The organism is Agrobacterium sp. LY4, assembly GCF_001526585.1.
In the GTDB taxonomy this organism is placed as follows: Bacteria; Pseudomonadota; Alphaproteobacteria; order Rhizobiales; family Rhizobiaceae; genus Agrobacterium; species Agrobacterium leguminum.
Genome location: NZ_ASYA01000011.1, coordinates 88,045 through 113,324 on the forward strand (window position 1 = coordinate 88,045; position 25,280 = coordinate 113,324).

20 protein-coding genes and 1 pseudogene are annotated in these 25,280 nt (G+C 58.8%); 15 read left to right on the forward strand and 6 right to left on the reverse strand.

Annotated elements, in window-relative coordinates:
* Positions 1-7: 7 nt before the first annotated feature.
* The 4 genes from L904_RS10685 to L904_RS10700 form a co-directional block, all read right to left on the reverse strand.
* The gene (locus L904_RS10685) at positions 8-1,528 is read right to left on the reverse strand and encodes a sugar ABC transporter ATP-binding protein (RefSeq protein ID WP_035264953.1); all 1,521 of its coding nucleotides are present in this window, start codon (positions 1,526-1,528) and stop codon (positions 8-10) included.
* 70 nt (positions 1,529-1,598) lie between these two features.
* Entirely contained in the window at positions 1,599-2,615 is a 1,017-nt protein-coding gene (locus L904_RS10690; RefSeq protein ID WP_035264955.1) for a substrate-binding domain-containing protein, read from the reverse strand.
* A gap of 349 nt (positions 2,616-2,964) precedes the next feature.
* Positions 2,965-3,234 (reverse strand): acyl carrier protein, encoded by a 270-nt coding sequence (locus L904_RS10695; RefSeq protein WP_035264957.1) that lies wholly within the window; start codon positions 3,232-3,234, stop codon positions 2,965-2,967.
* A gap of 420 nt (positions 3,235-3,654) precedes the next feature.
* A complete protein-coding gene (locus tag L904_RS10700; protein ID WP_035264959.1) occupies positions 3,655-4,566 on the reverse strand; it encodes an HNH endonuclease in 912 nt (303 codons plus the stop codon).
* A 357-nt stretch (positions 4,567-4,923) separates the two neighbouring features.
* Here L904_RS10700 and L904_RS10705 point away from each other — a divergent pair, with 357 nt between their 5' ends.
* The 7 genes and pseudogenes from L904_RS10705 (at position 4,924) to L904_RS28105 (ending at position 13,418) form a co-directional block, all read left to right on the forward strand.
* Positions 4,924-5,967: a LacI family DNA-binding transcriptional regulator gene (locus tag L904_RS10705; protein WP_035264962.1), complete on the forward strand. Its 1,044-nt coding sequence runs from the start codon at positions 4,924-4,926 to the stop codon at positions 5,965-5,967.
* Between the two features lie 16 nt (positions 5,968-5,983).
* Complete coding sequence (locus L904_RS10710; protein ID WP_035264964.1) at positions 5,984-7,594, forward strand: FAD-dependent oxidoreductase; 1,611 nt, start codon at positions 5,984-5,986, stop codon at positions 7,592-7,594.
* Positions 7,595-7,622: 28 nt separating this feature from the next.
* Positions 7,623-8,882, forward strand: a complete 1,260-nt coding sequence (locus L904_RS10715; RefSeq protein ID WP_035264965.1) for an ABC transporter substrate-binding protein — start codon at positions 7,623-7,625, stop codon at positions 8,880-8,882.
* Positions 8,883-8,930: 48 nt separating this feature from the next.
* Complete coding sequence (locus L904_RS10720) at positions 8,931-9,857, forward strand: carbohydrate ABC transporter permease (protein WP_035264967.1); 927 nt, start codon at positions 8,931-8,933, stop codon at positions 9,855-9,857.
* Positions 9,847-10,688 (forward strand): annotated as a pseudogene (locus L904_RS28610) (carbohydrate ABC transporter permease). The gene L904_RS10720 and the pseudogene L904_RS28610 overlap by 11 nt, the downstream one beginning before the upstream one ends.
* A 15-nt stretch (positions 10,689-10,703) precedes the next feature.
* Positions 10,704-11,747 (forward strand): ABC transporter ATP-binding protein, encoded by a 1,044-nt coding sequence (locus L904_RS10730; RefSeq protein WP_035264971.1) that lies wholly within the window; start codon positions 10,704-10,706, stop codon positions 11,745-11,747.
* A gap of 465 nt (positions 11,748-12,212) precedes the next feature.
* The gene (locus L904_RS28105) at positions 12,213-13,418 is read left to right on the forward strand and encodes a hypothetical protein (protein ID WP_196248081.1); all 1,206 of its coding nucleotides are present in this window, start codon (positions 12,213-12,215) and stop codon (positions 13,416-13,418) included.
* A gap of 81 nt (positions 13,419-13,499) precedes the next feature.
* Here L904_RS28105 and L904_RS10740 read toward each other — a convergent pair whose 3' ends face one another.
* A complete protein-coding gene (locus L904_RS10740; RefSeq protein WP_035265027.1) occupies positions 13,500-14,420 on the reverse strand; it encodes a LysR family transcriptional regulator in 921 nt (306 codons plus the stop codon).
* Positions 14,421-14,549: 129 nt separating this feature from the next.
* Between L904_RS10740 and L904_RS10745 the strand changes: the two genes are divergently transcribed.
* The 8 genes from L904_RS10745 to L904_RS10780 are packed head-to-tail and all read left to right on the forward strand — an operon-like array spanning position 14,550 to position 23,594.
* Positions 14,550-16,100 (forward strand): ABC transporter substrate-binding protein, encoded by a 1,551-nt coding sequence (locus L904_RS10745; protein ID WP_035264974.1) that lies wholly within the window; start codon positions 14,550-14,552, stop codon positions 16,098-16,100.
* 23 nt (positions 16,101-16,123) lie between these two features.
* A complete protein-coding gene (locus tag L904_RS10750; protein WP_035264977.1) occupies positions 16,124-17,005 on the forward strand; it encodes a dihydrodipicolinate synthase family protein in 882 nt (293 codons plus the stop codon).
* A gap of 33 nt (positions 17,006-17,038) precedes the next feature.
* Positions 17,039-17,998 carry a nucleoside hydrolase gene (locus L904_RS10755; RefSeq protein ID WP_035264980.1) on the forward strand — a complete coding sequence of 320 codons (960 nt, stop codon included), beginning with the start codon at positions 17,039-17,041 and terminating at the stop codon, positions 17,996-17,998.
* Positions 17,995-18,975, forward strand: coding sequence for a nucleoside hydrolase (locus tag L904_RS10760; protein ID WP_035264982.1), 981 nt, complete (start codon positions 17,995-17,997; stop codon positions 18,973-18,975). Before L904_RS10755 ends, L904_RS10760 begins: the two co-directional genes overlap by 4 nt.
* Positions 18,972-19,946 carry an ABC transporter permease gene (locus L904_RS10765; RefSeq protein WP_003519720.1) on the forward strand — a complete coding sequence of 325 codons (975 nt, stop codon included), beginning with the start codon at positions 18,972-18,974 and terminating at the stop codon, positions 19,944-19,946. Before L904_RS10760 ends, L904_RS10765 begins: the two co-directional genes overlap by 4 nt.
* Positions 19,946-20,884, forward strand: a complete 939-nt coding sequence (locus tag L904_RS10770; protein WP_035264986.1) for an ABC transporter permease — start codon at positions 19,946-19,948, stop codon at positions 20,882-20,884. The genes L904_RS10765 and L904_RS10770 overlap by 1 nt, the downstream gene beginning before the upstream one ends.
* A 4-nt stretch (positions 20,885-20,888) precedes the next feature.
* Positions 20,889-22,694 (forward strand): ABC transporter ATP-binding protein, encoded by a 1,806-nt coding sequence (locus L904_RS10775; protein WP_035264988.1) that lies wholly within the window; start codon positions 20,889-20,891, stop codon positions 22,692-22,694.
* Between the two features lie 12 nt (positions 22,695-22,706).
* On the forward strand, positions 22,707-23,594 hold the full coding sequence (locus L904_RS10780) for a ribokinase (RefSeq protein ID WP_035264992.1): 888 nt from the start codon (positions 22,707-22,709) through the stop codon (positions 23,592-23,594).
* Positions 23,595-23,669: 75 nt separating this feature from the next.
* Here the strand turns inward: L904_RS10780 and L904_RS10785 are convergent, their stop codons facing one another.
* Complete coding sequence (locus L904_RS10785; protein WP_035264994.1) at positions 23,670-25,280, reverse strand: ABC transporter ATP-binding protein; 1,611 nt, start codon at positions 25,278-25,280, stop codon at positions 23,670-23,672.

Consider the following 25,280-nt stretch of genomic DNA (forward strand, 5'->3'; position numbering starts at 1 on the left):
CGCTCCCTCAGGCCCTTTCCGGGCTATGCACAATATTGATCGATGCGAGCTGCATGATCTTTTCCTCCGTCATATCGTCGCCCTCGACCTCACCCGTGATCCGCCCCTCGCGCACGACCAGCACGCGGTCGCTGACGCCGATAAGTTCCGGCAGTTCCGAGGATATGACGACCACACCGACCCCCTCGCGCGCCAGTTCCCTGATCTGGCGATGGATTTCCGCCTTCGCCCCCACATCCACCCCGCGTGTCGGCTCGTCCAGAAAGATGACCTCCGGCTCCACCGAGAGCATCTTCGCCAGCGCCACCTTCTGCTGGTTGCCGCCGCTCAGGGTTGATACCGCATCGCCGATGCTGTTCGCCCGAAGTTTCAGCCGGCGTCCCAACTCATCGGCGCGCTTCATTTCCTTGCGCCGTTCGATGAAGCCCATGCCGTTCGATACCCTGCCGATATCGAGCGCGGAGACATTCGAGGCGATGGACATATTGAGGAAAAGCCCATCCCCCTTGCGATCCTCGGACAGATAGACCAGCCCCTCGCGGATGCTGTCGCGATAATCCTTGAGCCTCAGCGGCCGGCCGCGCAGCGTAACCTCGCCTCTCGGCTTCCCCTCCAGCCGGCAGACCGCCCGGGCAATCTCACTTCGGCCCGCACCGATCAGCCCGGCAAGCCCCAGGATTTCGCCGCGGCGCAGATCGAAATCGACATCGAAAACCCGCTTTCCTTCGTTCAGGCCCCGAACAGAGAGAATGACGTCATCCGATTTTTCATCGTCCGAAAGCTTTGGCGGGTAGAGCTTGTCGAGCACCCGTCCCACCATGCTGTTGACGACTTCCTCGGGGGAAATATCGGCAATATTCTCCGTCCTGATATGACAGCCGTCGCGCATGACCGTTATGCGGTCGCAATGTTCGAAAATCTCCGCCATACGATGCGAGATATAAACGATGGCAATGCCCCGTTCCGCCAGCCGGTGCATGATCCTGAAAAGCGTCTGGGCCTCGGTTTCGGTCAGGGCCGCCGTTGGCTCGTCAAGGATCAGGATGCGGCAATCGAGTGTCAGCGCCTTGGCGATTTCGACGATCTGCTGTTGCGAGATCGACAGGTCACCGGCCCGGAGGGCGGGATCGATATCACCGATTTCCCGCAGCACAATTGCCGCCCGCTTTTCGAGATCGCGATAATTCATGAACCAGGAGCGACTTTGGCCCGTCTGCGACATAAACATGTTCTCGGCGACCGAAATCTCCGGGCAGAGCGCGATCTCCTGATGCACGAAACCGATGCCAAGCCGGTTCGCCGCATTGGGCGAGGATATCTTGACCGGTTTGCCATCCAGCACGATTTCCCCGCCATCCGGCTGCAGAATGCCGTCGATGATATGCATCAGCGTCGACTTGCCGGCGCCGTTTTCACCCGCCAGCGCATGGATTTCGCCGCGCCGCAACTCGAGTGCCGCATTGCGCAGCGCCCGCACGGGGCCGAACGCCTTGTGAATATTCGTCATGCTGAGGATAACCTCACCCATAACGCCCTCCCGAACCTGCTTCCCCTTTTGGCCGGCGAAGCGCAAACCCCGCCGGGTCCAGAGCGACGCGTCAGCGCCCCTTCATATAGTCGTTGAGATCGAAGGAAGCGGCGTTCGCCTTGGTGATGACAGCGAAACCATTGTCCATCGAAGGAACCTGCATCGGGTTGAAGCCGGAAACCTTGTAGTCGTTGAACGGGTCGATCAGGTCCGAATGGGCGCCCAGAAACGTGTTCATGAAACCCATGAAGCCCTGCACGCCCTGATTGGGATTGATGGACATGTAGATATTGCCCTGCTTGATATGTTCCAGCGTGGCCGGGGTGATATCCGCATGCAGGATCAGGACCTTCTTCTTCGCCTCAAGAACGGCAGCAGTCGCGCCTTCGGCCGAACCGGCTTCGGGAATCCACAGGGCGCCCAGATTGGGATTGGCCTGCAACAGGGCGCCAACGGCCTGGTAGGCAAGGTTCGAATCCTGATTGGTCGCCTGGCGACCGACCAGCTTCATCTGCGGATAGGTGCGCCCCATATAGTCGATGAGAGCGGTGACGCGCAGATCGTGATTGCTCTGTCCCGGATTTTCCAGAACGGCATATTCACCTTTTTCGCCGAGTTTCTTGACGATTTCATCGGCCGCGAATTTCGCCTCGGCGACATTGTCCGAGGTGATATAGGCGGTGCGCTTCGACTTCGGCGAATCCGCCGCAAAAGTCGTCACCGACACACCGGAACCGATCGCCTTGTTGATCGGTTCGATAAAGGGATCGGCCTGCATCGGGTGCAGCAGGATGCCTTTCGGCTTCTTCACCAGTTCCTGCTCGAAAGATGCGATCTGCTTGGTGATGTCATATTCCGGGGTGCCGGTGAAAACGGCCTCGCAGCCGAGCGCCTTTGCGGCCTGCTTGAACCCCTCGAAGACCGGCACCCAATAGGGGTGGCTGGAAACCATGACGTTCATCACATAGGTCTCACCCGGCTCGCAGGCAAATTTGCCCGCAGCAGCGGTGGCCTGCGAACCGGCACCAGCGGCAATCGCCACGGCTAAAACACCCGCGGCAGCGGTCGATTTCAGAAAAGCCAACATATTCCCCTCCCAAGGACAATGACTTAGTCCGCAATAAATTTTATTCGATGTAATTTATTGCATGCGAATTGGGATAGCCGGAAACCGAGCGGCCGTCAATGCTGTTTGAATTTTATTTTATGATGTGAATTTTATTTCAGTTCATGCGGTAGGATGGAGAATACGGCTTCTCGTCGGGGAGCTTCAAGGCAAACCGGGGCCGTAAGGCACGGAAGCGATGGCCGGCGCCTAATCGGCGCCGAGCAAATAGAGGATGAATTTATAGAGGACATAGGCGCCGACAACGGCGGGAAGAAAGTATATGAAGGGATGGATTATCGCCATATCGAACGCGCCCTTTCCAGATCGACTAGGTCGTTGCCAACTGAATGAAGCGAATGGCATCACCGACAGTGGAAAGACTGTCTGCGGCAGCATCGGGAATTTCGATGCCAAATTCCTCTTCGATCTCCATGACGATCTGAACGACCTCAAGCGAATCGGCATTCAGATCTTCGGAAAAATCAGCTGTATCGACTATTTTATCATCAGCTATTCCGAGCTGCTCGCCGATGATTTTTGTCACCCGGTTTCTTATCTCGGATACTGCGGTATCTGTCGGGACCGAAAAACTCACCATCTCGATTCCGACTTCCTGTTTTCCGTGCCGATGCCATCCGACATCCATCGATAGAAGGCGAAAATGCCTATCGCGAAGACAAAAAGGGATATGAGGCTACCCAGGTTCGACATTGCTCTCTCATTTCTCCCCCCGATAAAATCTAAGCTTCAGAATGAGTGACCTGCAATGAAGATTTTGTAATTTATTGTTGCCCGTAACCGGCTTTTAGACCGCCCTCTGTCTCGGAACTTTTCCGGCTTTCATGAATTGTATCCGGCTCGCAGGCGCACTCCGGTGACATAGACAATGAAATGGATTGCCGGTCCGGCACTACGTAGCGCAGACCGCTTTGGTCTGCACCAAATAGGTCTACGATATCTGACCTAGCCCTGCCGAACGGGCGATGAACAGTAACCTCCAGATTGCACGCACCGAGCCTCAGGCCTTAAAACAGTTCTCCCGATGCCATTGCAAGAAATGTGGATGAGGCCTCTCGAACGGCCTAGCTGGCACGATTGCCCGGCCAGACTTGTTGATCAGATGAAAAATGCTTTCCGGATCATTGGCCTGGCGGGAAACGATAATTTCGAGGCTATCGGACAGGCCGATCAGCCCGCGGTCGAACATCCAGTGAGCCGTGCCTGAAAGGGCGATACCGTTGCTTATGATGTCGGGACCATTTGCCTCGACAGGACGTATGTCCGCAGCGTCAACTTCTGCCCGCCCGCCGCCATTGATAAGCTTCAGGCCTGTAATTGCGCATCTCTTGTCATAAGCCTGCAAAACCAGCCGGCGAAACAGGCGGTTTCGAACAAGGCGCGAAGAGAGCATCGTGACACGCTCCCGCTCTTCCTCCAAGACGAAGGGCGTCTGAGGCTCGTCTTCGAACGCCAGTGGGCCTCCCGTTTCCTCCGGCTCACCAAGCCGCGGTAATTCCACTTCAAGCTCCGCCAATCCAATAGAGACGATGCGATTAAAATCTGCCGATGATATCGAGCGCACGGCCGCCTGCGCACGGCCGGAAATCCGGCCCTCATCATTCAGCAACCCGCGCTCGACAATTCCATCCTGCCCACCGAACGCAACAGGATTGACAAAGTCGAGGTAGCTTCCTGGCTCGATCAAAGCCAGATACATCCCGGAAGCCTTGGGGTCGGCAATGACTTCGGCTACTTTGGCGACAGCAAAATAACCACGCGTCGCGACAACCTTGCGCGGCTCGTAATAAATGATCCAATCGCCGACGCAGGCTTGCACACGTCCGAGATATTGGCTCGGAAACTGATATTGCTCCGCCGGACTGTCGTCGTAGATTGAATCTAACCGATGAATGAAAACCCCGAATCCCATGTGCGAATATTAGCATCAACGCGACGGGTAAGTGCAACCTGGTTTTATTATCAATCAAAATCAGCTGTGATCCCCAGATCGTATCACTCGTTTCTGAGCGTATCCGGGATAGAGTTTGGCAATAGATCGAGGCCCGACGGCGTTTGCCAAAAGCAGCGAAAATTTTCTTCACATCTCTCACGAGAGTCATTCAGCAAGCATCTTGCAATTTCGCGTGCCGCCTATAGCGGCACCATGCCCCGTGCCGGAACCAACACATCCTCGCGGCGTACCTCACTCTTGACATCCTCTCGCAAACCTTGTTTATACGCATAAGCAGCTAATACGAATTAGCAGTCGGCAGGAAACGAGGTTTCGATGGTTAGGCGCTTGACGCAACGGGACATTGCGATCTTCGCGGGGGTCAGCCAGGCGACGGTTTCGCTCGTGCTCAACGAGGCGAAATCCGCTGAAGGTCGCATTCCGCCTGAGACGCGCGAGCGTGTGCTGAAGGCCATTCGGGACACGGGTTATGTGGCGGACCCCATTGCGCGCAGCATGGTCAAGGGCGCCAATCGGATTCTGGGTGTTTTCACCTATCAGCCGGCTTTCCCGATTGCGCAGGCGGATTTCTACACGCCTTTTCTGATGGGGATAGAGGAGGAAGCGGAGAGGTTGGGCTACGACCTTCTGCTGATGACGGCTGCGGCGCGCGACGACAACGGGCGCAAGCGTATCTTCGGGGAAACGGGGCGGCTTCGACTTGCAGACGGATGCCTGATTCTGGGCAGTCAGTTCGACCGCGATGAACTGGCCCAGCTGGTTGCCGGTGACTATCCCTATGTCGCAGTCGGTCGTCGTGACGACGCCGGCGGGCCGGTGCGTTATGTTGGCGCGGATTACGTGACAGCCACGCATGCTCTTGTCCGAGAGGCGCTTGTCGCCGGCCATCGCCGCTTCGCCTTTATCGGCGCGACGGGCCCGGCGGAATCCATCAGCGACCGCTGGCGTGGTTTTCTCGCCGCAATCGAGGGCACGGCGGAACTGGTCTATTCCCACGAAAGCGAAAATGGCGACCCGGCCGAGCAACTGGCCGCCGTTCGCGCCAGCGGAGCGAGCGTCGTTTTTTTTGCCGAAGTGGCCGAAGCGGTGGTCTTCGACAATCAGGCACGCGCCCAGGGGGTGAGCGTCCCCGGCGATCTTTCCATCGTGGTGCTGGGCAGCGGCACACGCACGTATACGCTCCGGTCGCAACGCGTCTTCACCTCCTATGCCATCCCCCGCGAAGAGATGGGCAGGCAGGCGACCTCCATGCTAGTCGAAACCCTCACCAACCCCCCCGGCCCCGTAAAGCAGATACTGCTGGGCTGCGACATCGTGGCGGGCGAAACGCTTGGCTCCCCAAATCAAGGCCCAACTTAATGAAAGAGAACCTGACGTGAGAGAATACAATGCAGATATTCTTGTGGTTGGCGGCGGGCTTGGCGGCGTGGCCGCGGCGCTTGGGGCCCTGCGCAACGGCCGCAGCGTTATCCTGACAGAAGCGTTCGACTGGATTGGCGGCCAGCTGACAAGCCAGGCCGTGCCGCCCGACGAGCACAGCTGGGTCGAGCAGTTCGGGATCACGGCCAGCTATCGCGCCCTGCGCACGGGTGTGCGGCAATATTACCGCGACCACTATCCGCTGACGGACGCCGCCCGGGCGGATCTGACGCTCAACCCCGGTGACGGCAATGTATCTCGCCTCTGCCACGAACCACGCGTTTCGCTGGCGGTGATGGAGGCAATGCTTGCCCCTTACGCGGCCGGCGGCAAGCTGATCATCCTCAAGCCCTATGAACCAATCGCCGCGGAGACCGACGGCGACACCGTACGGGCCGTGACGCTGCGCCATTGCACTACAGGCGATCTCATTTCCTGCTCGGCCCGCTACATTATCGACGCTACCGAATTGGGCGATCTGTTACCGCTGACCGCAACCGACTATGTCACGGGTTTCGAGGCTCAATCCGAAACCGGCGAGCCGAGCGCACCGGCGGAGGCGCAACCCCACAATCAGCAGGCTGTCTCGATCTGCTTCGCCGTCGATCAGGTTGACGGCAATCATGTGATCGACAAACCCGCCCGGTACGACCACTGGCGTCAGGTTGCCCCCGAATTCTGGGGTGGCCCGTTGTTGAGCTGGGACTCGCCCAATCCGCGGACACTGGAGCGCAGCCGCCGGTTCTTCGATCCCAACCCGGTCGACAACGCAACACGCGACGTTGCCGACCAGCGTCACAGCGCCGGCGATATGAGCCTGTGGATATTCCGCCGTATTGCTGCCCGCCATACATTTCGGCCCGGCGCCTATGCCAGCGATATCTGCCTCGTGAACTGGCCGATGATCGATTATTTCGAGGCACCGATCATCGACGTTACCCCCGAACAGTATGCCGAGCGGCTGGCCGATGCGGCAAGCCTGTCCTATTCCATGTTCTACTGGATGCAGACCGAGGCGCCCCGCCCGGATGGTGGCCAGGGCTTTCCGGGCCTGCGCCTGCGCGGCGACATTACCGGCACGGAGCATGGCCTGGCTATGGCGCCCTATATACGCGAAAGCCGTCGCATTCGCGCCCTGACCACGGTGGTCGAGCAGGATCTGTCGCTTGCGGTGCGCGGCGATCGCGGCGCGGTGCATTACCCGGACAGCATCGGTATCGGCATGTACCGCATCGACCTGCACCCCTCGACGGGCGGCGATAATTATATCGATGTCGGCGCCTGCCCATTCGAAATTCCGTTGGGTGCTCTTATTCCCCGCCATAAAACGAACCTGCTGGCCGCTTCCAAGAATATCGGCACCACGCATATCACCAATGGTTGTTACAGGCTGCATCCGGTCGAGTGGAACATCGGCGAAGTGGCCGGCATGCTGGCCGCCTATTGCCTCGACAAGGGCGAGACCCCGCATGGCGTGCATGCCGACGAAAAACGGCTGGCGAAATTCCACATCCATATCGAACGCCAAGGGGTGGAGCGCCATTGGCCTGATATTCGCGGCTACTAGCTAATACGTATAATCTGGGAGGATTATTATGCGCAGGAGTATAGTGAAAATTGCAGTGGCCGGTTTTCTGGTCACATCCGGGCTGGTTTCGCCAGCTTTGTCGCAGGAATTGCGGATGGCCATCTGGAGCGCCAACGAAGCTCATCTGGCCCTGTTCAACGAGATCGCCGATGAGTTCGAGGCGAGCCATCCCGGCGTCAAGATCACCTACGATTCGCTTGCCTACGAAGGCTATGCCACCACTCTGACCACCCAGATCGCCGGCGGCAACCCGCCCGATCTGGCCTGGCTGTTCGACACGACCGCGCCCGACTTCATGGCGGCCGGGGCGCTTTATCCCCTCACCGAAACCTTTGCCAATACCGAAGGTTACGACATGGGCGACTTCCCCCCGGCAACGCTCACCGCCTGGTCGTATGAAGGGGTACAATATCTCTATCCGTTCTCGACATCGCCCTTCGGCGTCTTCGTCAACAACGACATGATCCGGGCGGCAGGCGCAAAGACGCCCGCCGAGATGATCGCCGCCGGCGAATGGAACTGGGACAATGCCATTGCGACGGCGGCAAAAGTCGCGACGACCGGCAAACAGGGATTGATCATTCGTGATTTTGAATACAAAGCATGGGAGAATCTTGCCGAAGTCTATACCGGCTGGAATGCCTATCCCTGGTCGAAGGATACCAAGTCCTGCGCTTTTGCCAGCCCGGAGATGGTTGACGCCATGCGCTTCATCCACGATGCGATCTTCGTGAAGAAAGCCATGCCGGGACCTGGCGTTTCGGCCGATTTCTTTGCCGGGGATGCGGCGATGACGACCACCCAGATCAGCCGCGCATCGCTGCTGCCGAAAGGCGACAAGGCCTTCGACTGGGATCTCGTGCCGTTGCCCACAGGGCCTGCCGGCGACTATGCCGTTACAGGTCGCGCAGGCATTGGCGTCATGGCCAGCGGCAAAAACCCCAAGCTCGCGGCGGAATTCCTGGCGTTTTTCTCCTCCAAGCCCAATGTAGCCAAGCTCGCGCGCTTTTTCCCGCCTGCACGGCAAAGTCTGCTCACCGCCGATGTGCTTGCGGCCGCCAACCCATTGCTGTCGCGCGAGCAGATAGAGGCCGTAGTCATTCGCGGCGTCGCCACCGGTCAATCGACGCAGCAGGTTCTCAATTTTGCCCGGCTGCAACAGACTGTTCGAGCTGGCCTCGACGGTCTCTGGCGACCCGATGCCGATGTCGCGGCTGTCCTGCAAGCGCTTTGCAGCCGTCTTGACCCATTGCTGGCGGCCAATTGACGCTTCGCAGTCATCCGGTGGATGCGAAAGGCAGAAGGAAGAAGAGCCATGACGCTTGCCCTCCAAACAGCGCAAACAGAGGCCCGGCGCGGTTTCTGGACAATGGCGCGGCGTGACGCCGCCACCGGTTATCTGTTCATCGCGCCGCAACTCGTCGGTATCGTCGTTTTCGTGCTCGTTCCGCTGGTACTGGTCTTCTGGTATTCGCTGCATGAATGGAACGTGCTGGCGGGATCTTTCCGGTTCACCGGCCTTGCCAATTACCAGAAGCTGCTCAGCGATCCGGCCATAGGCGAAGTGATGGCCGTGACCGCCGTGTTCTCCGCCGGGCTTGCCCTGCTCAATATGAGCCTGGCACTGGGGCTTGCCTTGCTGTTGAACCAGAAGCTCGCCTTCATGACACTGTTCCGCACGCTGTTCTTTTCGCCGGTGGTGGTGTCGCTGGTCGCCTGGACAATCGTCTGGAGTTTCTTGCTGCAGAACAATGGCGGCATCAACGGCCTCCTGCAAACGATCGGTGTCGAGGGTCCCAACTGGCTGCGCCATCCCACGACAGCGATGATCTCGGTCATCGTCGTGCAGGCGCTCAAGAATCTCGGCCTCAACATGATCCTGTTTCTTGCCGCATTACAGGGCGTGCCGCGGGAACTGTTCGAAGCCGCGCGCGTCGACGGTGTGCCGCGCTTCAAGCAGTTCTATCGCATTACCCTGCCGATGATCAGCCCGACGATCCTGCTCGCTTCCATCGTCACCATCGTCGGCGCGTTGCAGGTCTTTGCGCAGATCATGATCCTCACTCAGGGCGGGCCGGGTTTTTCCACGACGGTTCTCGTTTATTACCTCTATCAGCAGGCCTTCCAGTTCTACCTCTTCGGTTACGGTTCGACACTCTCCATCATCCTGCTGGTCATTGTCGGCGCTCTCACCTTCATCCAATGGCACTTGCGCAGAAAGTTCGTATTCTATGAAAACTGAACTCAGCCCACGCGCGCAGGCGCTGATCTATTTCATACTCTGCGTGCTGCTTGTCCCCTTTGTCTTTCCGACCTGGTGGATGGTCACGTCGTCGGTCAAACCCGTCAGCCAGATATTTGCCTTTCCGCCGGATATCTGGCCGCGCGCCTTCGATTTTTCGTCCTACTCCGACGTTTTCAGAATACAGCCCTTTGCGCTGCAATACTGGAACTCCGCCTATATCGCCGCAATCGTCACCATCGGCACCATGGCAGTGGCCTCAATGGCCGGATATGCCTTTGCGCGCATCAGGTTCCCCTTCGCCAACGCCATTTTCATGGTGGTGCTGGTGGGGTTGCTGATCCCGTCCGAAGTGACGCTGGTTCCGCTGTTCCGGTGTTTCTCAAATGGGGCATGATCAACACGCACTGGCCGCTGATCCTGGTGCCGATCTTCGGTGCGCCGGCGGTCTTCGCCACCTTCATCATGCGCCAGTTCTTCATCTCCCTGCCCGTGGAACTGGAAGAAGCCGCGCGGGTCGATGGCCTCGGCCGGTTGAAGATATTCTGGACCATCGCCCTGCCGCTTGCCCGTCCGGCGCTGGCCGCCGTTGCGATCTTCACATTTCTCGGCAGCTGGAACCTCTATCTCGAACCCATCGTCTTTCTTTCCAGCCCCGACAGGTTCACTCTGCCCCAGGCACTGACACAATTTACCGACGCCTATGGCGGACCGATGTGGAACATCCAGCTTGCCGCCGCAACGATGACCGCCATTCCCGTACTCATCGTCTTCATCGTCGCGCAGAAACAATTCGTCGAAGGCCTCGCCCATACCGGGCTCAAAGGCTAATCGAAAGGCTGACCCATGGCACCCGTTACCCTTAGATCCGTCAAGAAAAGCTATGGCGCACTCGCCACCATCCACGGTGTCGATATCGATATTGCCGATGGCGAATTCGTTGTCCTCGTCGGCCCTTCGGGCTGCGGCAAATCCACCCTGCTGCGGATGATCGCAGGCCTTGAAACCGTTACCAGCGGCGATATCTCGATCAGCAGCCGTGTCGTCAACGAGATCGAACCGAAAGACCGCGACATCGCCATGGTCTTCCAGAACTACGCGCTTTATCCGCACATGAGTGTGGCCCGAAACATGGCATTTTCGCTCGAGCATCGCGGCGGCAGCAAGGCCGAGATCACTGAGCGGGTGAACTGGGCAGCGGATATATTGGGGCTGACGCCATTGCTCGAGCGGTTCCCCCGCCAGCTTTCCGGCGGGCAACGGCAGCGTGTCGCCATGGGCCGCGCAATCGTTCGCAATCCTCAGGTTTTTCTGTTCGACGAACCGCTCAGCAATCTCGATGCCAAGCTGCGTGTGGTGATGCGCGGTGAAATCAAGGCGTTGCACCAGCGTCTGGGGGTCACGACCGTTTATGTCACGCATGACCAGGTGGAGGCCATGACCATGGCTGACAAGATCGTGGTGATGAATGCCGGACGGGTCGAGCAATGCGGAGCGCCGCTCGAGCTTTATGACCGACCCGCCAATCCCTTCGTCGCCGGCTTCATCGGTTCGCCGGCGATGAATTTCATCAAGGGACGGCTTACCGCCGCTGGCTTCGAGGCTGACGGCGTCGTCCTGCCCCTCCCGCCCGGCCCTGCCACAGGCGAAGCGATCTACGGCATCCGCCCGGAACATTTCGAACTGGTCAACCATGGCCTCACAGCAACCGTTTTATTGGTGGAGCCGATGGGGTCGGAAACGCAGGTCACGATGATGATCGGCGATCACCAGGTCATCGGTGTCTTCCGCAAGCGCGTCCAAGCGCAGCCGGGCGCAACCATCCAGGTTCAGCCGGATCTGGCATCGATCCACCTGTTCGATGCCAGAACCAGTCAACGGCTCAATTAGCGGACCGCGCGCCATGACATCGCCTGAATGCAATGATCGCGGAATCGCAGCGCAAGACGGGATTCAATGATTAAAAATCACTGCTTGCGGGAGGCGTTTGGCGTTGAACCTGGGATAGACAGTATGAAATCGACGTGTCAGGTGTTGGAAAGCCGTAATCGGAGGGAGACGCAAATTCGCACGAACGCAACGCGCCGTAATATCGGTCTGGTCCCTTCCCTCTTTCTCGCCGCCGGGCTGATATTCCAGGCAACGATGGCAGCCAGCCCGGCGCAGGCGGTGGAGAGCGTGACCGTTCCACCTTACGAGCCTGCCGTCGGGACTGAGCTTCATTATCGGGTTCAAAAGACGACCGAGACCGATATGTCGCTTTGGTTCGACAGGCCGGAAGCATCATCCGTTGTCATGCGGGGTGATTTCCGTCAATCGGCAACGGTCCTGTCGCGGAACGATGAGGGGATGCGGATGAAATGGAGACTTTCCGCAGACATTCCCCCGGATGCGACGGGTGCTGCGGATTCCTATGCGATGAACGCCATGTTCCGCAATTCGCTCGCCGCTTATGGTGTCGAGGAGCTGGAATTCGACGCGGATCCGAGCGGTGCTCCGACGGCGCTTGTCGGCGCCGATCAGATCATTGCCAATATGGAAATGCTCCTGTCCACATCCTCGTCGGATAACACGGCCTCCCGCATGCTCCAGACCGTTAAAGGTAATCCTCTTGTCGTTATCAACGTGCTTGCGCCGGAAAGCATGATCCTTGCGCTCGGGCAGTCCTCCGAAGCTTTCACGACAGATATCGGGCAGGAATGGACGGTTGCGGGAAGCGAAGAACTGAAGGGGGTGCTCGTTCCGACAAGCACCGTCTGGAAACTCGAAGCCGCCGACAAGGCCCGGCAAACAGCCACATTCAGCGCGACGGTCACCTACGATCCGGCTGCCCTGCTGCAATCCCAGCAATCTTCGATCGATGGCATGATCGCAAGCTTCGCAGACCGGGCGAAACAACTGACCGATGCGCAACTGGCGCAGGCCAGAAGCGCCGGCAAGTCGCGGACTGTGACCTATGTGAATTCAACACGCGACGGCTCGACAATCGAAGTGCTGGAAAACACGGTCGCAAGTGTTGGCGGCATGAAGGTCACCGTGAGTGTGCATATCTGGCGAGAGGATCAGCCACCGGTCCTGCCCGCGCCGCATGCCTGGACCGCCGAGACCCTGTCTGGCCAACGCGTTGAGCCGCTACCCAAAAACAATACGCAGGCTTCGATCGATCTGGACCAGTACCGCCCGAAGGCCGACGCCGATACCGCTTCCTCTCCCAACCAGAATGAGGGTGGCAAAACCTCTGCCGACAGCGGCGGGGACATTGCACCGATTTCGCTCAAGGTCGCAAAGGTGAAAACCTCGATCAATCCCGCTGCCGGACCTGCGGTGGAAATTACCTTGACACCGGAAAGCGCCAAGGCCTTCGAGGATTTCACACGCGCGGCTCTCGGGCAGAAGACCCAGTTGCTGGTTGATGGAGACGTCATCTTCGAACCGGTCGTGAGAGAGCCGATTATGGGCGGCAACGTCACCATCAGTGGCCTTGATTCAGCGCAAGCTCTGGCCGTCGAACGGAAATTGTCGTCTTCGGAGGCCACGATCATTGTGCGGTTGGTGCCATAATCCTGCAAAAGGGAAATGGCGATCGCTGCTGGTCGCCAAAGGACGCGAGCAAGGCAATAACCGGGAACGATCCGTATCTCCTCAAGACTCTCGTAATGTTAGATACGAACCGAGGTCTCCTGCGGCGCTCATCATTTGGCGGATGCGCTCAATCAACTCATCAAGAACGGCAATTCTCTGCGCACCGATTGGCCGTATCGCGTAGTAGGACACTTCGATCTTCGGTTCGAATGGTATCGCCACCACTTCGGCACCGGCAGAGCGCAGGCTGGTATGATCCACGATGCCAACGCCCATGCCCGCCGATGCAAAGTGGCAGCAGTTCAGCATTGACGTTTCCATCGTGCTTATCGGTTGGTGATCTTCGATTGAGAAGGCGCGGTCGAGTGCCAGCCTGAGCGGAGAATTGCGGCCGGGAATGAGCACTCGTTCATCGAGAAGGTCATTTGGCGTGACGACCCGGCGGGATGCCAGTCGATGATCTGCCGTCATTGCGGCAACGGCATAGGAACTGTGCAGAGGCGTGGCGTTCTTGTCCGCCATTCTGGGAGAGCCGAACACCAGCCCGAGATCGTAGCGGTTCTGGTCGACCATATCCCATATATGCCGGCTGTTTTCGACGTCGATCACCAGCGGAATATCCAGCCGGTCGCCAATGGTTTCAACAATCGCCCGATGCAGGTAGGGGCGAACCAGCGATGTTACGCTGCCAATGCGCAGAACGGTGTTCTTGTGCGCGCGTATGTCGTCGGCGGCCTGGGCAATCTGGTCGAGGCCGAGATAAAGCCGCTCGACCTCCCGATAAAACTGTGTGGCTTCGGCGGTTGGCACCAATCTGGCGCCCACGCGTTCAAACAGCCGCATTTGAACGATCTCTTCGAGATCGCGGATAAGGCGACTGACGGCCGGCTGGGTGACGTTCATGGCTTCGGCCGCGGCGGTAATGCCACCGGTCATCATCACGGCTCGAAACGCTTCGACCTGCCTTGGTTTCAGTCTCACCTGGTTTCCTTCCATAACATTGCGGCATGGCTTAAGTACAAAATGCAATTTTTCTTTTGCCAGGTAAAACGTTAATTCGTCTTTTACCCGCAGGGAGCGCGGGCCGGACAACCTGGAGGAGTCCCCGTTATGAAGTTTTCTGTTTTCGCAGCCGCATTGGCAGCGTCTGTTTTCGCCATGCCGTTCGCGAGCGAGGCCCGGGATCTGACCGTTGGTCTTTCCGCCTCCACGACGTCCATGGACCCGCAATTTTATGTCGTCGGCCCGAACAGTGCGATGGCGCGCAACATTTTCGATGGCCTCGTCAATCAGGACGACAAGCAGCAGATACAGCCGGCGCTCGCTGTTTCCTGGAAAATCGTCGATGACAAGACCTGGGAATTCAAGCTGCGCGAAGGCGTGAAATTCCACGACGGCAGCGATTTCACCGCTGAAGACGTGGTCGCCAGCATCAAGCGCATTCCACTTGCCTCGACCAACAGCCCAAGCTCTTTTGCCGCTTACGTGAAGGCTATAACCGAGGTCGAAGCCGTCGATCCGCTGACGGTCCGTATCAGGACTGCCGGCCCAACGCCGCTTCTGCTCAACAATCTCAGTCGTATCGCGATGCTTCCGGCCGAAATGGAAAAGGTTACGACGGGCGAAATGAACACCGGCAAGGGCGTTATCGGCACCGGCCCGTTCAAGTTCGTTTCCTGGTCGCCGGACGACAATGTCGTTGTTGCGCGCAATGATGCCTATTGGGGCGAAAAAGCTGCCTGGGACAAGGTGACCTTCCGGGTCTTCAAGAACCCGAGCGCGCGCGTTGCCGCCATGCTTTCGGGCGATGTCGACATGATCGAAAGCATCCCGACGGCCGATACCCGACGGCTTGAGGCATCCGACAAGCTGAAGGTCGTCAACATTGCCGGCAACCGCATCATGTATCTGCACATGGACCAAGCCCGCGAAGAATCGCCTTTCGCCAAGGGTCCGGATGGCAAGAACCCGCTCCTGAAACCGGAAGTGCGCCGCGCGCTGTCCCTGTCGATCAACCGCGAAGCGCTGGTCGACCGCATCATGGACGGGCAGGGCGTGCCGGCCGGCCAGGTCGTGCCGGAAGGTTATTTCGGTTATGATCCCGCCATCAAGGTCGACGCCTATGACCCGACAAAGGCCAAGGAACTGTTGGCGAAGGCCGGTTATCCCGACGGTTTCCAGCTGACCTTCCATGCATCGAATGACCGCTATCCGAACGATAGCAAGGTTGCGCAGGCCATCGGCCAGTTCTTCAGCCGCGTCGGCGTGAAGACCGAAGTCGCCACCCTGCCGGGCAGCGTCTATTTCACCCGTGCCTCGAACCTCGAGTTTTCGTTCATCATGGGCGGCGCCGCCGTCGAAACCGGTGAGGCTTCGGGCGTTCTTGGGCCGATCCTCGAGACCTACGGCGAAAAGGCGGGTCAGGGCAATCGCGGTCGTTATTCCAACCCGGAATTCGACAAGGCCCTGAACGAAGCCCGCTCGACGCTCGACGACGCCAAGCGTGAGGAACTTCTGAAGAAGGCCACGGAAATCGCGATGACGGATCTCGGTGTCATTCCGGTTTTCTATCTCGCCAACACCTGGGCGGTGAAGAGCGATATCAACTATGCGGGTCGTTCCGACGGTTACACGCTTCCCTATTACGTGAAGCCGAACTGATCGAAGAAAAGGAGCGGTCCACCATGTCTTTCAGCGGTGTATTTCCCTATCTCGTTTCCCCGGTCGATAGCGCCGGCGAGGTGATGCCAGGTGTGCTGACGGATCTGGTGGACCACCTGATCGACGCGGGCGTGCATGGTCTGACGCCGCTCGGCAGCACGGGTGAATTTGCCTATCTCTCCCAGGAGCAAAGACGCCGCGTCGTCGATACCGTGATCTCGGCCAATCGCGGTCGGGTTCCCGTTGTCGCCGGCGTGGCGTCGACTTCCACTGCCGACGCCGTTGCCCAGACGGAATATATGGTCGCGGCCGGTGCGGATGGCATTCTGGCGATCCTCGAAGCTTACTTCCCGGTCAGCGACGAGGGTGTGGAAGCCTATTTCACTGCGATCGCCAGGGCGGCCAAAGGTCGTCCGGTGGTGCTCTATATCAATCCGCAATTCCAGCGTTCCGATCTTTCGTTGCCGATTATCGAGCGACTGAGCCGGATCGATAATATCCGCTACATCAAGGACGCGTCGACCAATACGGGGCGCCTGCTTTCCATCATTGAGCGGACCCGCGGCCGGATGGAGGTATTTGCAGCCTCCGCGCACATCCCTGTCTGCGTGATGATGATTGGCGGCGTGGGCTGGATGGCCGGTCCGGCCTGCATCGTGCCCAAGCAGAGCATTGCGCTCTATGAGGCGGCCAAGGCCGGTGACTGGACGCGTGCAATGGACCTTCAGCGGCCGATGTGGAAGGTCAACGAGATTTTCGCGAAATATTCGATCGCCGCCTGCATCAAGACGGCGCTCGATCTGCAGGGTTTTGCCGTCGGTGCGCCGATGCATCCGCAAATGCCGCTCGGCGAGGCCGCGCGAGCGGAAATCGCCAGTGTGCTGCGCGATGTCGGCGCGCTCTGAGTTTTCTGATCCCACACATTGAAGGCATTGAGAATGAAGCCGATTTCGATCATCGTCGATTGTGATCCCGGTATCGATGACACGATTGCCCTGCTGACCGCATTCGTGTCGCCGGAACTTAAGATTCTGGGCATTACACCCGTCTGTGGCAACCAGCCGCTGGAGCGCACGGTGCGCAATGCGCTGCAGGTCTGCGAACTCGGCAATCGTGCCGACATCCCGGTCTATGCCGGCTGCTTCCGACCGATGCTGCGTGAGCCGATCCATGGCCAGTTTCATGGCAAGACCGGTCTCGGCAACACCGTATTGCCGGAACCGGTGAAGAAGGCGGAAGAGACGTCCGCCGTCGATTTCCTGATCGACGCGCTGGGCAAGGCCGCCGAACAGGGCGAGCGTATCACGCTCTGCTGCCTGGGACCGCTGACCAATGTCGCGGTTGCCTTGCGCATGAAGCCACAGATTGCCGAAGGCATCGAACGTATCGTCATGATGGGCGGCGCTTATCGCGAACCGGGCAACCGCACCATGACCTCGGAATTCAACGTTCTGGCTGACCCGCATGCCGCACATGTGGTGTTTTCGAGCGGCATTCCGCTTGTTGCCCTGTCGCTGGATGCCACGCATCAGGTCATGTTGAAGCCGGAGCATGTCGCCGAGTTTTCGCGTGTCAGCGGCCGTATTTCCGAAACATTGGCCGAGTTGATGGCGTTTTGGGATCGCAACGATGTGCGCCGTTATGGTTCGCGAGGCGGCCCGCTGCACGATCCCCTGGTCATGGCCTATATTCTTGCGCCACATCTGTTCGAAACCCAGAGGGCACGTGTTTTCGTCGAGTATGAAAGCGAGCTTTGCATGGGCCAGACGATTGCCGACTGGTACGGCAAGAGCGGCTTGGAGCCAAATGCCGACATCGTCACCAAGGTCGATGCGGAAGGCGTGATCGCTTTCTTCCTAGAGCGCCTGTCGTGTTATGCCGAAAAGGTCGTCGCATGAAACCCCACAAGGTCATCATCGATGCGGATCCGGGCGTGGACGATGCCGCCGCCATTCTGATGGCGCTTGCCTCGCCGGAAATCGAGGTTCTGGGACTGTCCATTGTCGCCGGCAATGTGCCGCTTCGCGATACGGTCACCAATGCCTGCAAACTTGTCGGCCTGAGCGGACGGCGTGATGTGCCGGTTTATGCCGGTGCCAGCGGTCCGCTGGTGCGCGAACAGGTCTATGGGAAATATGCCCGCATCGGCGCTTTCGACGATACGCTGGTCAAGGCCGGCGATATCGTTGCGGCGGAAGAAAACGCGGTGCGGTTCATCGTCCGCACGGCGCGGGCGGCGGCAGCGGCAGGCGAGCCGGTCACCATCTGCGCTATCGGGCCGATGACGAATGTGGCGCTGGCGTTGATCCAGCATCCGGACGTTGCCCGCGGCATCCGCCGGATCGTTTCGATGGGGGGCGCTTTCACCGCACTTGGCCATCGCACGCCATGGGCCGAATTCAACGTCTATGCCGATCCGCATGCCGCCGAAATCGTCTTCCAGTCCGGCGTTCCGATTGTGCTGATGCCGCTCGACATGACCTTCCAGGCGCTGTTTACGGCCAAACATTTTGAACGGTTCCGTGCCGGCGGCGAAGCGGGCGATGCCCTTTTCAATCTTTTCTCGACCTTCGACCGCAGCGATGTCAAACGCTTCGGTCGACCGGGCGGACCGATCCACGATGCGACGACGATAGCGTGGCTGATCCGACCCGAATTGTTCACCAGCCGCGAGGCTTTTGTCGGCGTTGAGGTCACCGGCCTCACGATGGGTTACACCTATGCCGATTTCTACAAGAAGATGGACCGGGCGGCGAACACCACCGTCGTCACCGATGTCGACGAGGCCGGTTTCATCGAATTGCTGATCGAGCGCATCGCCCGCCATGGCGGTGCAGCGCTCGGCAGAAAAACCCTGGGAGGCTCAAGCTCATGAGCGGATATCTTCTAAGCCGGTCGCTACAAACCGTGCTCACGCTTTTTGTCATGTCGGTTCTGGTCTTTGTCGGCCTCTATCTCGTCGGCAATCCGGTTGACGTTCTGCTGAGCCCGACTGCGACACCGGCGGAACGCCTGCAGGTCATCCAGTCCTTCGGCCTCGACAAGTCGGTTTGGGAACAATACTGGCTGTTCCTCACGCGAGCGCTTTCCGGCGATCTCGGCAATTCCTTTGTGTTCAACCAGCCGGCGCTGACCCTGATTTTGAACCGCATGCCGGCAACGCTGGAACTTGCATTCGTCGCCCTGTTCATGGCGCTTGTTATCGGCATTCCCCTCGGCGTTTATGCCGGCCTCAAGCCGAAGGGCTTTATTTCCAAGTCGATCATGACCTTCTCCATCCTCGGTTTCAGTCTGCCGACATTCTGGATCGGGCTCGTCATGATCATGCTGTTCAGCGTCTATTTAGGCTGGTTGCCCGCATCGGGTCGCGGCGAGACTGTCAACGTCCTTGGCGTGCCGCTCAGCCTCTTCACGTTCGATGGCTTGACGCATCTGCTGCTGCCGGCCTTCAATCTGGCGCTGTTCAAGATTTCGCTGGTCATCCGTCTTACACGCGCCGGCGTGATGGAAACCATGCAGCTCGATTTCGTTCGTTTCGCCCGCGCCAAGGGTCTGCCGGAACGCCGTATCGTCACCGTGCATGTGCTGAAGAACACGCTGATCCCGTTGATCACCGTCATCGGTCTGGAACTCGGCTCGCTGATCGCTTTCGCTGTCGTCACGGAAACGATCTTTGCCTGGCCGGGCATGGGCAAGCTGATCATCGACGCTATCGGCGTTCTCGACCGTCCCGTCATCCTCGCCTACCTGATGATCACCGTGGTGATGTTCAGCATCATCAATCTTCTGGTCGACATTCTGTACTCCATCGTCGACCCCCGCGTTCGCCTTGAGGGGAATTCGTGATGACCGACAACAACAGCTCGACCGTTTCGGTTCATGCCGCCGCAAACAGCGGCGCGAAATCCACCTCGCGTTCCCCCGCACGGGAGGTTGTCCATGCGCTGCTGCACGACAAGCTCGCGCTCGTCGGCATCATACTGGTGACGATCTTTATCGTGGCGGCCATCTTCGCACCGGTCATCGCACCGCAAAATCCGTATGATCTGGCTCAGCTCGACATTCTCGACGGTCGCCTGCCACCGGGTTCGGAAAGCATGTCGGGCATGACCTATCTGATCGGCACCGACACGCAGGGCCGCGACCTGTTCAGCGCCATTCTCTATGGCCTGCGCACCAGTATCCTCGTCGGCCTCTCCAGTGCGGCAATCGCGCTCGTCATCGGCGCATCGATCGGCCTCACCAGCGCCTATGTCGGCGGTCGGCTGGACTCGGTGCTGATGCGTATCGTCGATATCCAGCTCAGCTTCCCCGCGATCCTGATTGCGCTGATTTTCCTCGCCATTCTCGGCCAGGGCGTCGACAAGATTATTCTGGCGCTGGTGGTGACGCAATGGGCTTATTATGCCCGCACGATCCGCGGTTCGGCGCTGGTCGAGCGCAAACGCGCCTATGTCGATGCCGCCCGCTCGATGGCGCTGCCGGACCGCAACATCCTGTTCCGGCACATCCTGCCGAACTGCCTGCCGCCGCTGATCGTCGTCGCCACCATGCGCGTCGCTTATGCCATCATGCTGGAAGCAACGCTTTCCTTCCTCGGCATCGGCCTGCCGGTGACGGAACCGTCCCTTGGTCTGCTGATCTCGAACGGCTTCGAATACCTGCTTTCCGGTGACTACTGGATCAGCCTATTCCCGGGCATCGCCCTTCTGTTGCTCATTGTCGCGATCAACCTGATCGGCGATTCCCTGCGCGACATCCTCAATCCGCGTCGTGAGGGCTAAGATCATGACCAATCCAATTCTTTCGATTTCCAATCTCAACACGGCCTTCCGCGTCGGTGGTGAGTGGCGCAATGTCGTGCATGATGTCAGCTTCGATATCGCGCCGAAGGAAACCGTTGCCGTTGTCGGTGAATCCGGTTCGGGCAAGAGCGTCACGGCGATGTCGATCATGCGGCTTCTGTCGCCGGGCAATTCGCGCGTGGCCGGAAAGATCGAGTTCGAGGGCAAGGATCTTCTGTCGATCCCGCTTGAAGACATGCAGAAAATCCGCGGCAATCGCATTGGCATGATCTTTCAGGAGCCGATGACCTCGCTCAATCCGGTGCTGAAGATCGGTGCGCAGATCACCGAGGTCCTGCGCCAGCATCGCGGCATGACGGAAACCGAAGCGCAGGCGGAAGCCGTGCGGCTTCTGGAAAAGGTCCGCATTCCTTCGGCAAAGTCGCGGCTTAACGAATACCCGATGAATTTTTCGGGCGGCATGCGCCAGCGTGTCGTTATCGCGATTGCGCTTGCCTGTGATCCCAAGCTGCTGATCGCCGACGAACCGACGACGGCGCTCGATGTGACCATCCAGGCGCAGATCCTCGAACTCATCAAGACACTGCAGGAAGAGGAAGGCATGTCCGTTCTCTTCATCACCCATGACATGGGCGTTGTTGCGGAAATATCCGACCGTACGGTGGTGATGTATCGTGGCGAACAGGTTGAGACCGGCACGACGCATGATCTCTTTGCCGGCGCCAAACATCCCTATACCCGCGCGCTGTTGTCGGCAGTACCGCAGCTTGGCTCGATGACCGACAAGGATCGTCCGTTGCGGTTTCCGCAGGTGGACATGGCAACCGGGGAAATCCAACCGGTCAAGCCGACCGAGGATACGGTCAAGCGCAATCACCCACCGATCCTCAAGGTCGACAACCTGATTACGCGCTTTCCGATCAGGAAAGGTTTCCTGCGCAAGACCATCGGCTGCATCCACGCGGTCGAAGGCGTATCGCTGGAATTGCGTCAGGGAGAAACCCTGTCGCTGGTCGGCGAATCCGGTTGCGGCAAATCTACCACCGGCCGCTCGATCATTCGGCTTACCGATGCGGTATCCGGTGAAGTGCAGATTGGCGGCAAGAATGTACTCACGGCCGGCAAGAGCGACCTTGCCGATATCCGCCGCGAAGCGCAGATGATCTTCCAGGACCCGTTCGAAAGCCTCAATCCGCGCATCCGCGTCGGCCAGGCGATCGCCGAGCCGATCATCACCCATGGTCTGGCGCCAGCTTCGCAAGCGCGTCAGCGCGTTGGTGACCTTCTGGAACGTGTCGGCCTTTCCGCTTCGATGGCGGATCGCTTCCCGCACGAATTTTCCGGTGGCCAGCGTCAACGCGTCTGTATCGCCCGCGCCCTGGCGCTGGAGCCGAAGCTCCTGATTGCCGACGAGTCGGTGTCCGCGCTCGATGTCTCGGTCAAGGCGCAGGTCATCAATCTGATGCTGGACCTGCAGGAAAAATACGGCCTCGGCTATCTCTTCATCAGCCATGACATGGCGGTTGTCGAGCGCATCAGCCACCGCGTCGCCGTGATGTATCTCGGAGAGATCGTCGAAATTGGCCCGCGTCAGGCCGTCTTCGAAAACCCGCAGCATGAATATACCAAGCGGCTGATGGCGGCGGTCCCGATTGCCGATCCCTCGCGCCGACAGACACGCCGTATCTCCAATGACGAGATCAAAAGCCCGTTCCGCGCTGCCGATTATGTGCCGCCGAAGCGGACCTACGAGGAAGCCGGCGAAGGTCACTTCGTTCAGATCGCTTAAGGAGACCGCGTCATGATCATCACCTTCGGCTCAATCAATGTCGACTTCGTCTATGAGGTCGAGGACATGCCGCAGCCGGGCCAGACGCTGCTTGCCAAACGTTTCCGCACGGAAGCCGGCGGCAAAGGCGCCAATCAGGCGCTTGCAGCGGCCCGCGACGGAGCCGAGGTGGTGATGGTGGGTGCAGTCGGGCAGGATGGTCTGGCCGAGATCGGCTTGCAGAACCTGAAGACGGCAACGGATATCAGCCGCGTCGCCTCTCTCGGCGAACCGACCGGCAATGCCTCGATCCATATCGACGCCAAGGGTCGAAATATGATTGTGGTGGCGGCTGGCGCCAACCTCGCGGTTTCTTCGAATTGCGTGGAGGAGGATCTGTTGCAGCGGGCCAATGTCGTGCTCATGCAAATGGAAAACGATTTGGCCGAAGTGGAAAAGCTCATCCGCCGCACGCATGCCTCAAAGGCCATCTCGATCCTCAACCTCGCACCGGCATTTCCTTTGTCGGAAGAAGTTCTGTCTTTATGCGATCTGATTGTCGTCAATGAAGACGAAGCCGAGGCTTTGGCGGGTTGGCTCGGTTGCGATGCATCGGCAGAGGCCTTGTCTGTGCGTCTTGGCACCGGCGTTCTGCGCACACTCGGCGGGGATGGGGCGGAAGCCTGCGCGTTTGGCGAACATGTTCGTATCGCAGCCATGCCCGTCGACGTACAGGACACAACGGCAGCCGGCGATTGTTTCGTCGGCGTGCTTGCCGCAGGATTGGACTGCGGCTTGCCGCTGAAGGCGGCGATGCGGCGGGCGTCCATCGCTGCAGCGCTGACATGCTCGCAAAAAGGCAGTCAGAGCAGTATTCCCGAGCGGCGAGTTACGGATTCCGTCGAAAATAGGTGCAACTAACCTGGCTGCATAACGTTGCCGCTCTTTTTTAAGTGGTTCAGGGCCAGAGAAGGCCTGCCACGGCCGTGCTATAATCTATGGTGCCGCTTCCACTGAAAAAGCAGATTTGATGAGTGTTTCGGTATATTCAGCCGTCGGATTGTTGAATATGGCTTCCGTTTCCCCTTCCTCCACAATCTTCCCGTTTCTCATGACGATGACGTAATCCGAAATCGCCTTGATGACAGAAAGGTCGTGGCTGATGAAGATGTAAGAAAGGCCATGCGTCTTCTGCAAATCACGCAGTAGATCGATAACTTGTCCCTGAACGGATCGGTCCAGCGCGGATGTCGGTTCGTCGAGAATGACGACATCCGGTTTGAGGATGATCGCGCGGGCGATTGCGATACGCTGACGTTGTCCGCCCGAGAACTCGTGAGGGTAACGGTTGCGAGCGGCGGGATCGAGACCGACTTCTTTCAGTGCTTCTATTGCCCGCTTGTCCCGTTCCGCTCGGTTCAGTCGTTGCTCATGCACAAACAGGCCTTCCGTGATGATCTCTCCGACCGTCTGTCTTGGCGAAAGCGAGCCATAGGGGTCCTGGAACACGAGCTGCAGACGCCGCCGCAATGGCCGCATTGCCTTCCGATCAAGTCCGGTAATTTCCCTCCCGCCGAAGAAAATACGGCCATCTGCCACAATTAGACGCAGAAGCGCACGACCGAGCGTGGACTTGCCTGACCCGGATTCACCGACGATGCCTATGGTCTGTCCCTGGTGAAGGTTGACATTGACGCCATCGACGGCTCGGAACCTGCGAGACTTCGACAAGAAGCCACCAGGAATTGTATAATCGATCGTCACGCCCTGGCCGGAGAGGACGACCGGCGCCTCTGCACTAATGGCCGGCTTGTGCCCGCTGGGTTCGGCATCGAGAAGCATCCTGGTGTAATCCGCCTGCGGGCGATCGAAGATATCTTCCGTCTTACCGGACTCGACAATCTCCCCACGGCGCATGACAGCCACACGATTGGCAAAATGGCGGACCACGCCAAGATCATGCGTGATCAGGACGATGGCCATGCCGAAACGTTGTTGCAACGACTTCAGAAGGTCGAGGATTTGCGCCTGGATCGTCACGTCCAGCGCAGTGGTCGGCTCATCCGCAATCAGAATATCCGGTTCATTCGCGAGAGCCATGGCGATCATGACGCGCTGGCGCTGGCCACCGGAAAGTTCGTGGGGATAGCTGTCTATACGCCGCTCCGGATCGGGAATTCCCACGAGCTTCAGCAGTTCGAGAACGCGGGCGCGCGCCTCTTTTTTGCTGCCACCCCTGTGGTGAAGGATCGGTTCGGCGATTTGCGCGCCGATCCTGTAGAGAGGATCGAGCGAGGTCATCGGCTCCTGGAAAATCATGGTGATTTTCGCGCCCCGGATATTGTTCAGCTCGCCGACCGGCAGACCGATCAGCTCTCGTCCGCGATATTTTGCCGAGCCTTCAATAACGCCGTTGGATGCCAGCAACCCCATGATTCCCATCATGGTCTGGCTTTTGCCGGAACCGGATTCTCCGACGACGGCAAGCGTTTCGCCCTGCTTGACGTCAAGATCGATGCCCTTGACGGCTTTCACCGTGCCGTCCGGCGTCGTGAAATCGACCTTGAGATTACGGACGGTGAGGATGGTTTCAGATGTCGTATTCAT

What these genes read in the sequence shown, in the direction of transcription:
- L904_RS10685 (WP_035264953.1), bottom strand. Translation starts at nt 1,528, where the DNA reads ATGGGTGAGGTTATCCTCAGCATGACGAATATTCACAAGGCGTTCGGC.
- L904_RS10690 (WP_035264955.1), bottom strand. Translation starts at nt 2,615, where the DNA reads ATGTTGGCTTTTCTGAAATCGACCGCTGCCGCGGGTGTTTTAGCCGTG.
- L904_RS10695 (WP_035264957.1), bottom strand. Translation starts at nt 3,234, where the DNA reads ATGGTGAGTTTTTCGGTCCCGACAGATACCGCAGTATCCGAGATAAGA.
- L904_RS10700 (WP_035264959.1), bottom strand. Translation starts at nt 4,566, where the DNA reads ATGGGATTCGGGGTTTTCATTCATCGGTTAGATTCAATCTACGACGAC.
- L904_RS10705 (WP_035264962.1), top strand. Translation starts at nt 4,924, where the DNA reads ATGGTTAGGCGCTTGACGCAACGGGACATTGCGATCTTCGCGGGGGTC.
- L904_RS10715 (WP_035264965.1), top strand. Translation starts at nt 7,623, where the DNA reads ATGCGCAGGAGTATAGTGAAAATTGCAGTGGCCGGTTTTCTGGTCACA.
- L904_RS10720 (WP_035264967.1), top strand. Translation starts at nt 8,931, where the DNA reads ATGACGCTTGCCCTCCAAACAGCGCAAACAGAGGCCCGGCGCGGTTTC.
- L904_RS10730 (WP_035264971.1), top strand. Translation starts at nt 10,704, where the DNA reads ATGGCACCCGTTACCCTTAGATCCGTCAAGAAAAGCTATGGCGCACTC.
- L904_RS28105 (WP_196248081.1), top strand. Translation starts at nt 12,213, where the DNA reads ATGAAATGGAGACTTTCCGCAGACATTCCCCCGGATGCGACGGGTGCT.
- L904_RS10745 (WP_035264974.1), top strand. Translation starts at nt 14,550, where the DNA reads ATGAAGTTTTCTGTTTTCGCAGCCGCATTGGCAGCGTCTGTTTTCGCC.
- L904_RS10750 (WP_035264977.1), top strand. Translation starts at nt 16,124, where the DNA reads ATGTCTTTCAGCGGTGTATTTCCCTATCTCGTTTCCCCGGTCGATAGC.
- L904_RS10755 (WP_035264980.1), top strand. Translation starts at nt 17,039, where the DNA reads ATGAAGCCGATTTCGATCATCGTCGATTGTGATCCCGGTATCGATGAC.
- L904_RS10760 (WP_035264982.1), top strand. Translation starts at nt 17,995, where the DNA reads ATGAAACCCCACAAGGTCATCATCGATGCGGATCCGGGCGTGGACGAT.
- L904_RS10765 (WP_003519720.1), top strand. Translation starts at nt 18,972, where the DNA reads ATGAGCGGATATCTTCTAAGCCGGTCGCTACAAACCGTGCTCACGCTT.
- L904_RS10770 (WP_035264986.1), top strand. Translation starts at nt 19,946, where the DNA reads ATGACCGACAACAACAGCTCGACCGTTTCGGTTCATGCCGCCGCAAAC.
- L904_RS10775 (WP_035264988.1), top strand. Translation starts at nt 20,889, where the DNA reads ATGACCAATCCAATTCTTTCGATTTCCAATCTCAACACGGCCTTCCGC.
- L904_RS10780 (WP_035264992.1), top strand. Translation starts at nt 22,707, where the DNA reads ATGATCATCACCTTCGGCTCAATCAATGTCGACTTCGTCTATGAGGTC.
- L904_RS10785 (WP_035264994.1), bottom strand. Translation starts at nt 25,280, where the DNA reads ATGAATACGACATCTGAAACCATCCTCACCGTCCGTAATCTCAAGGTC.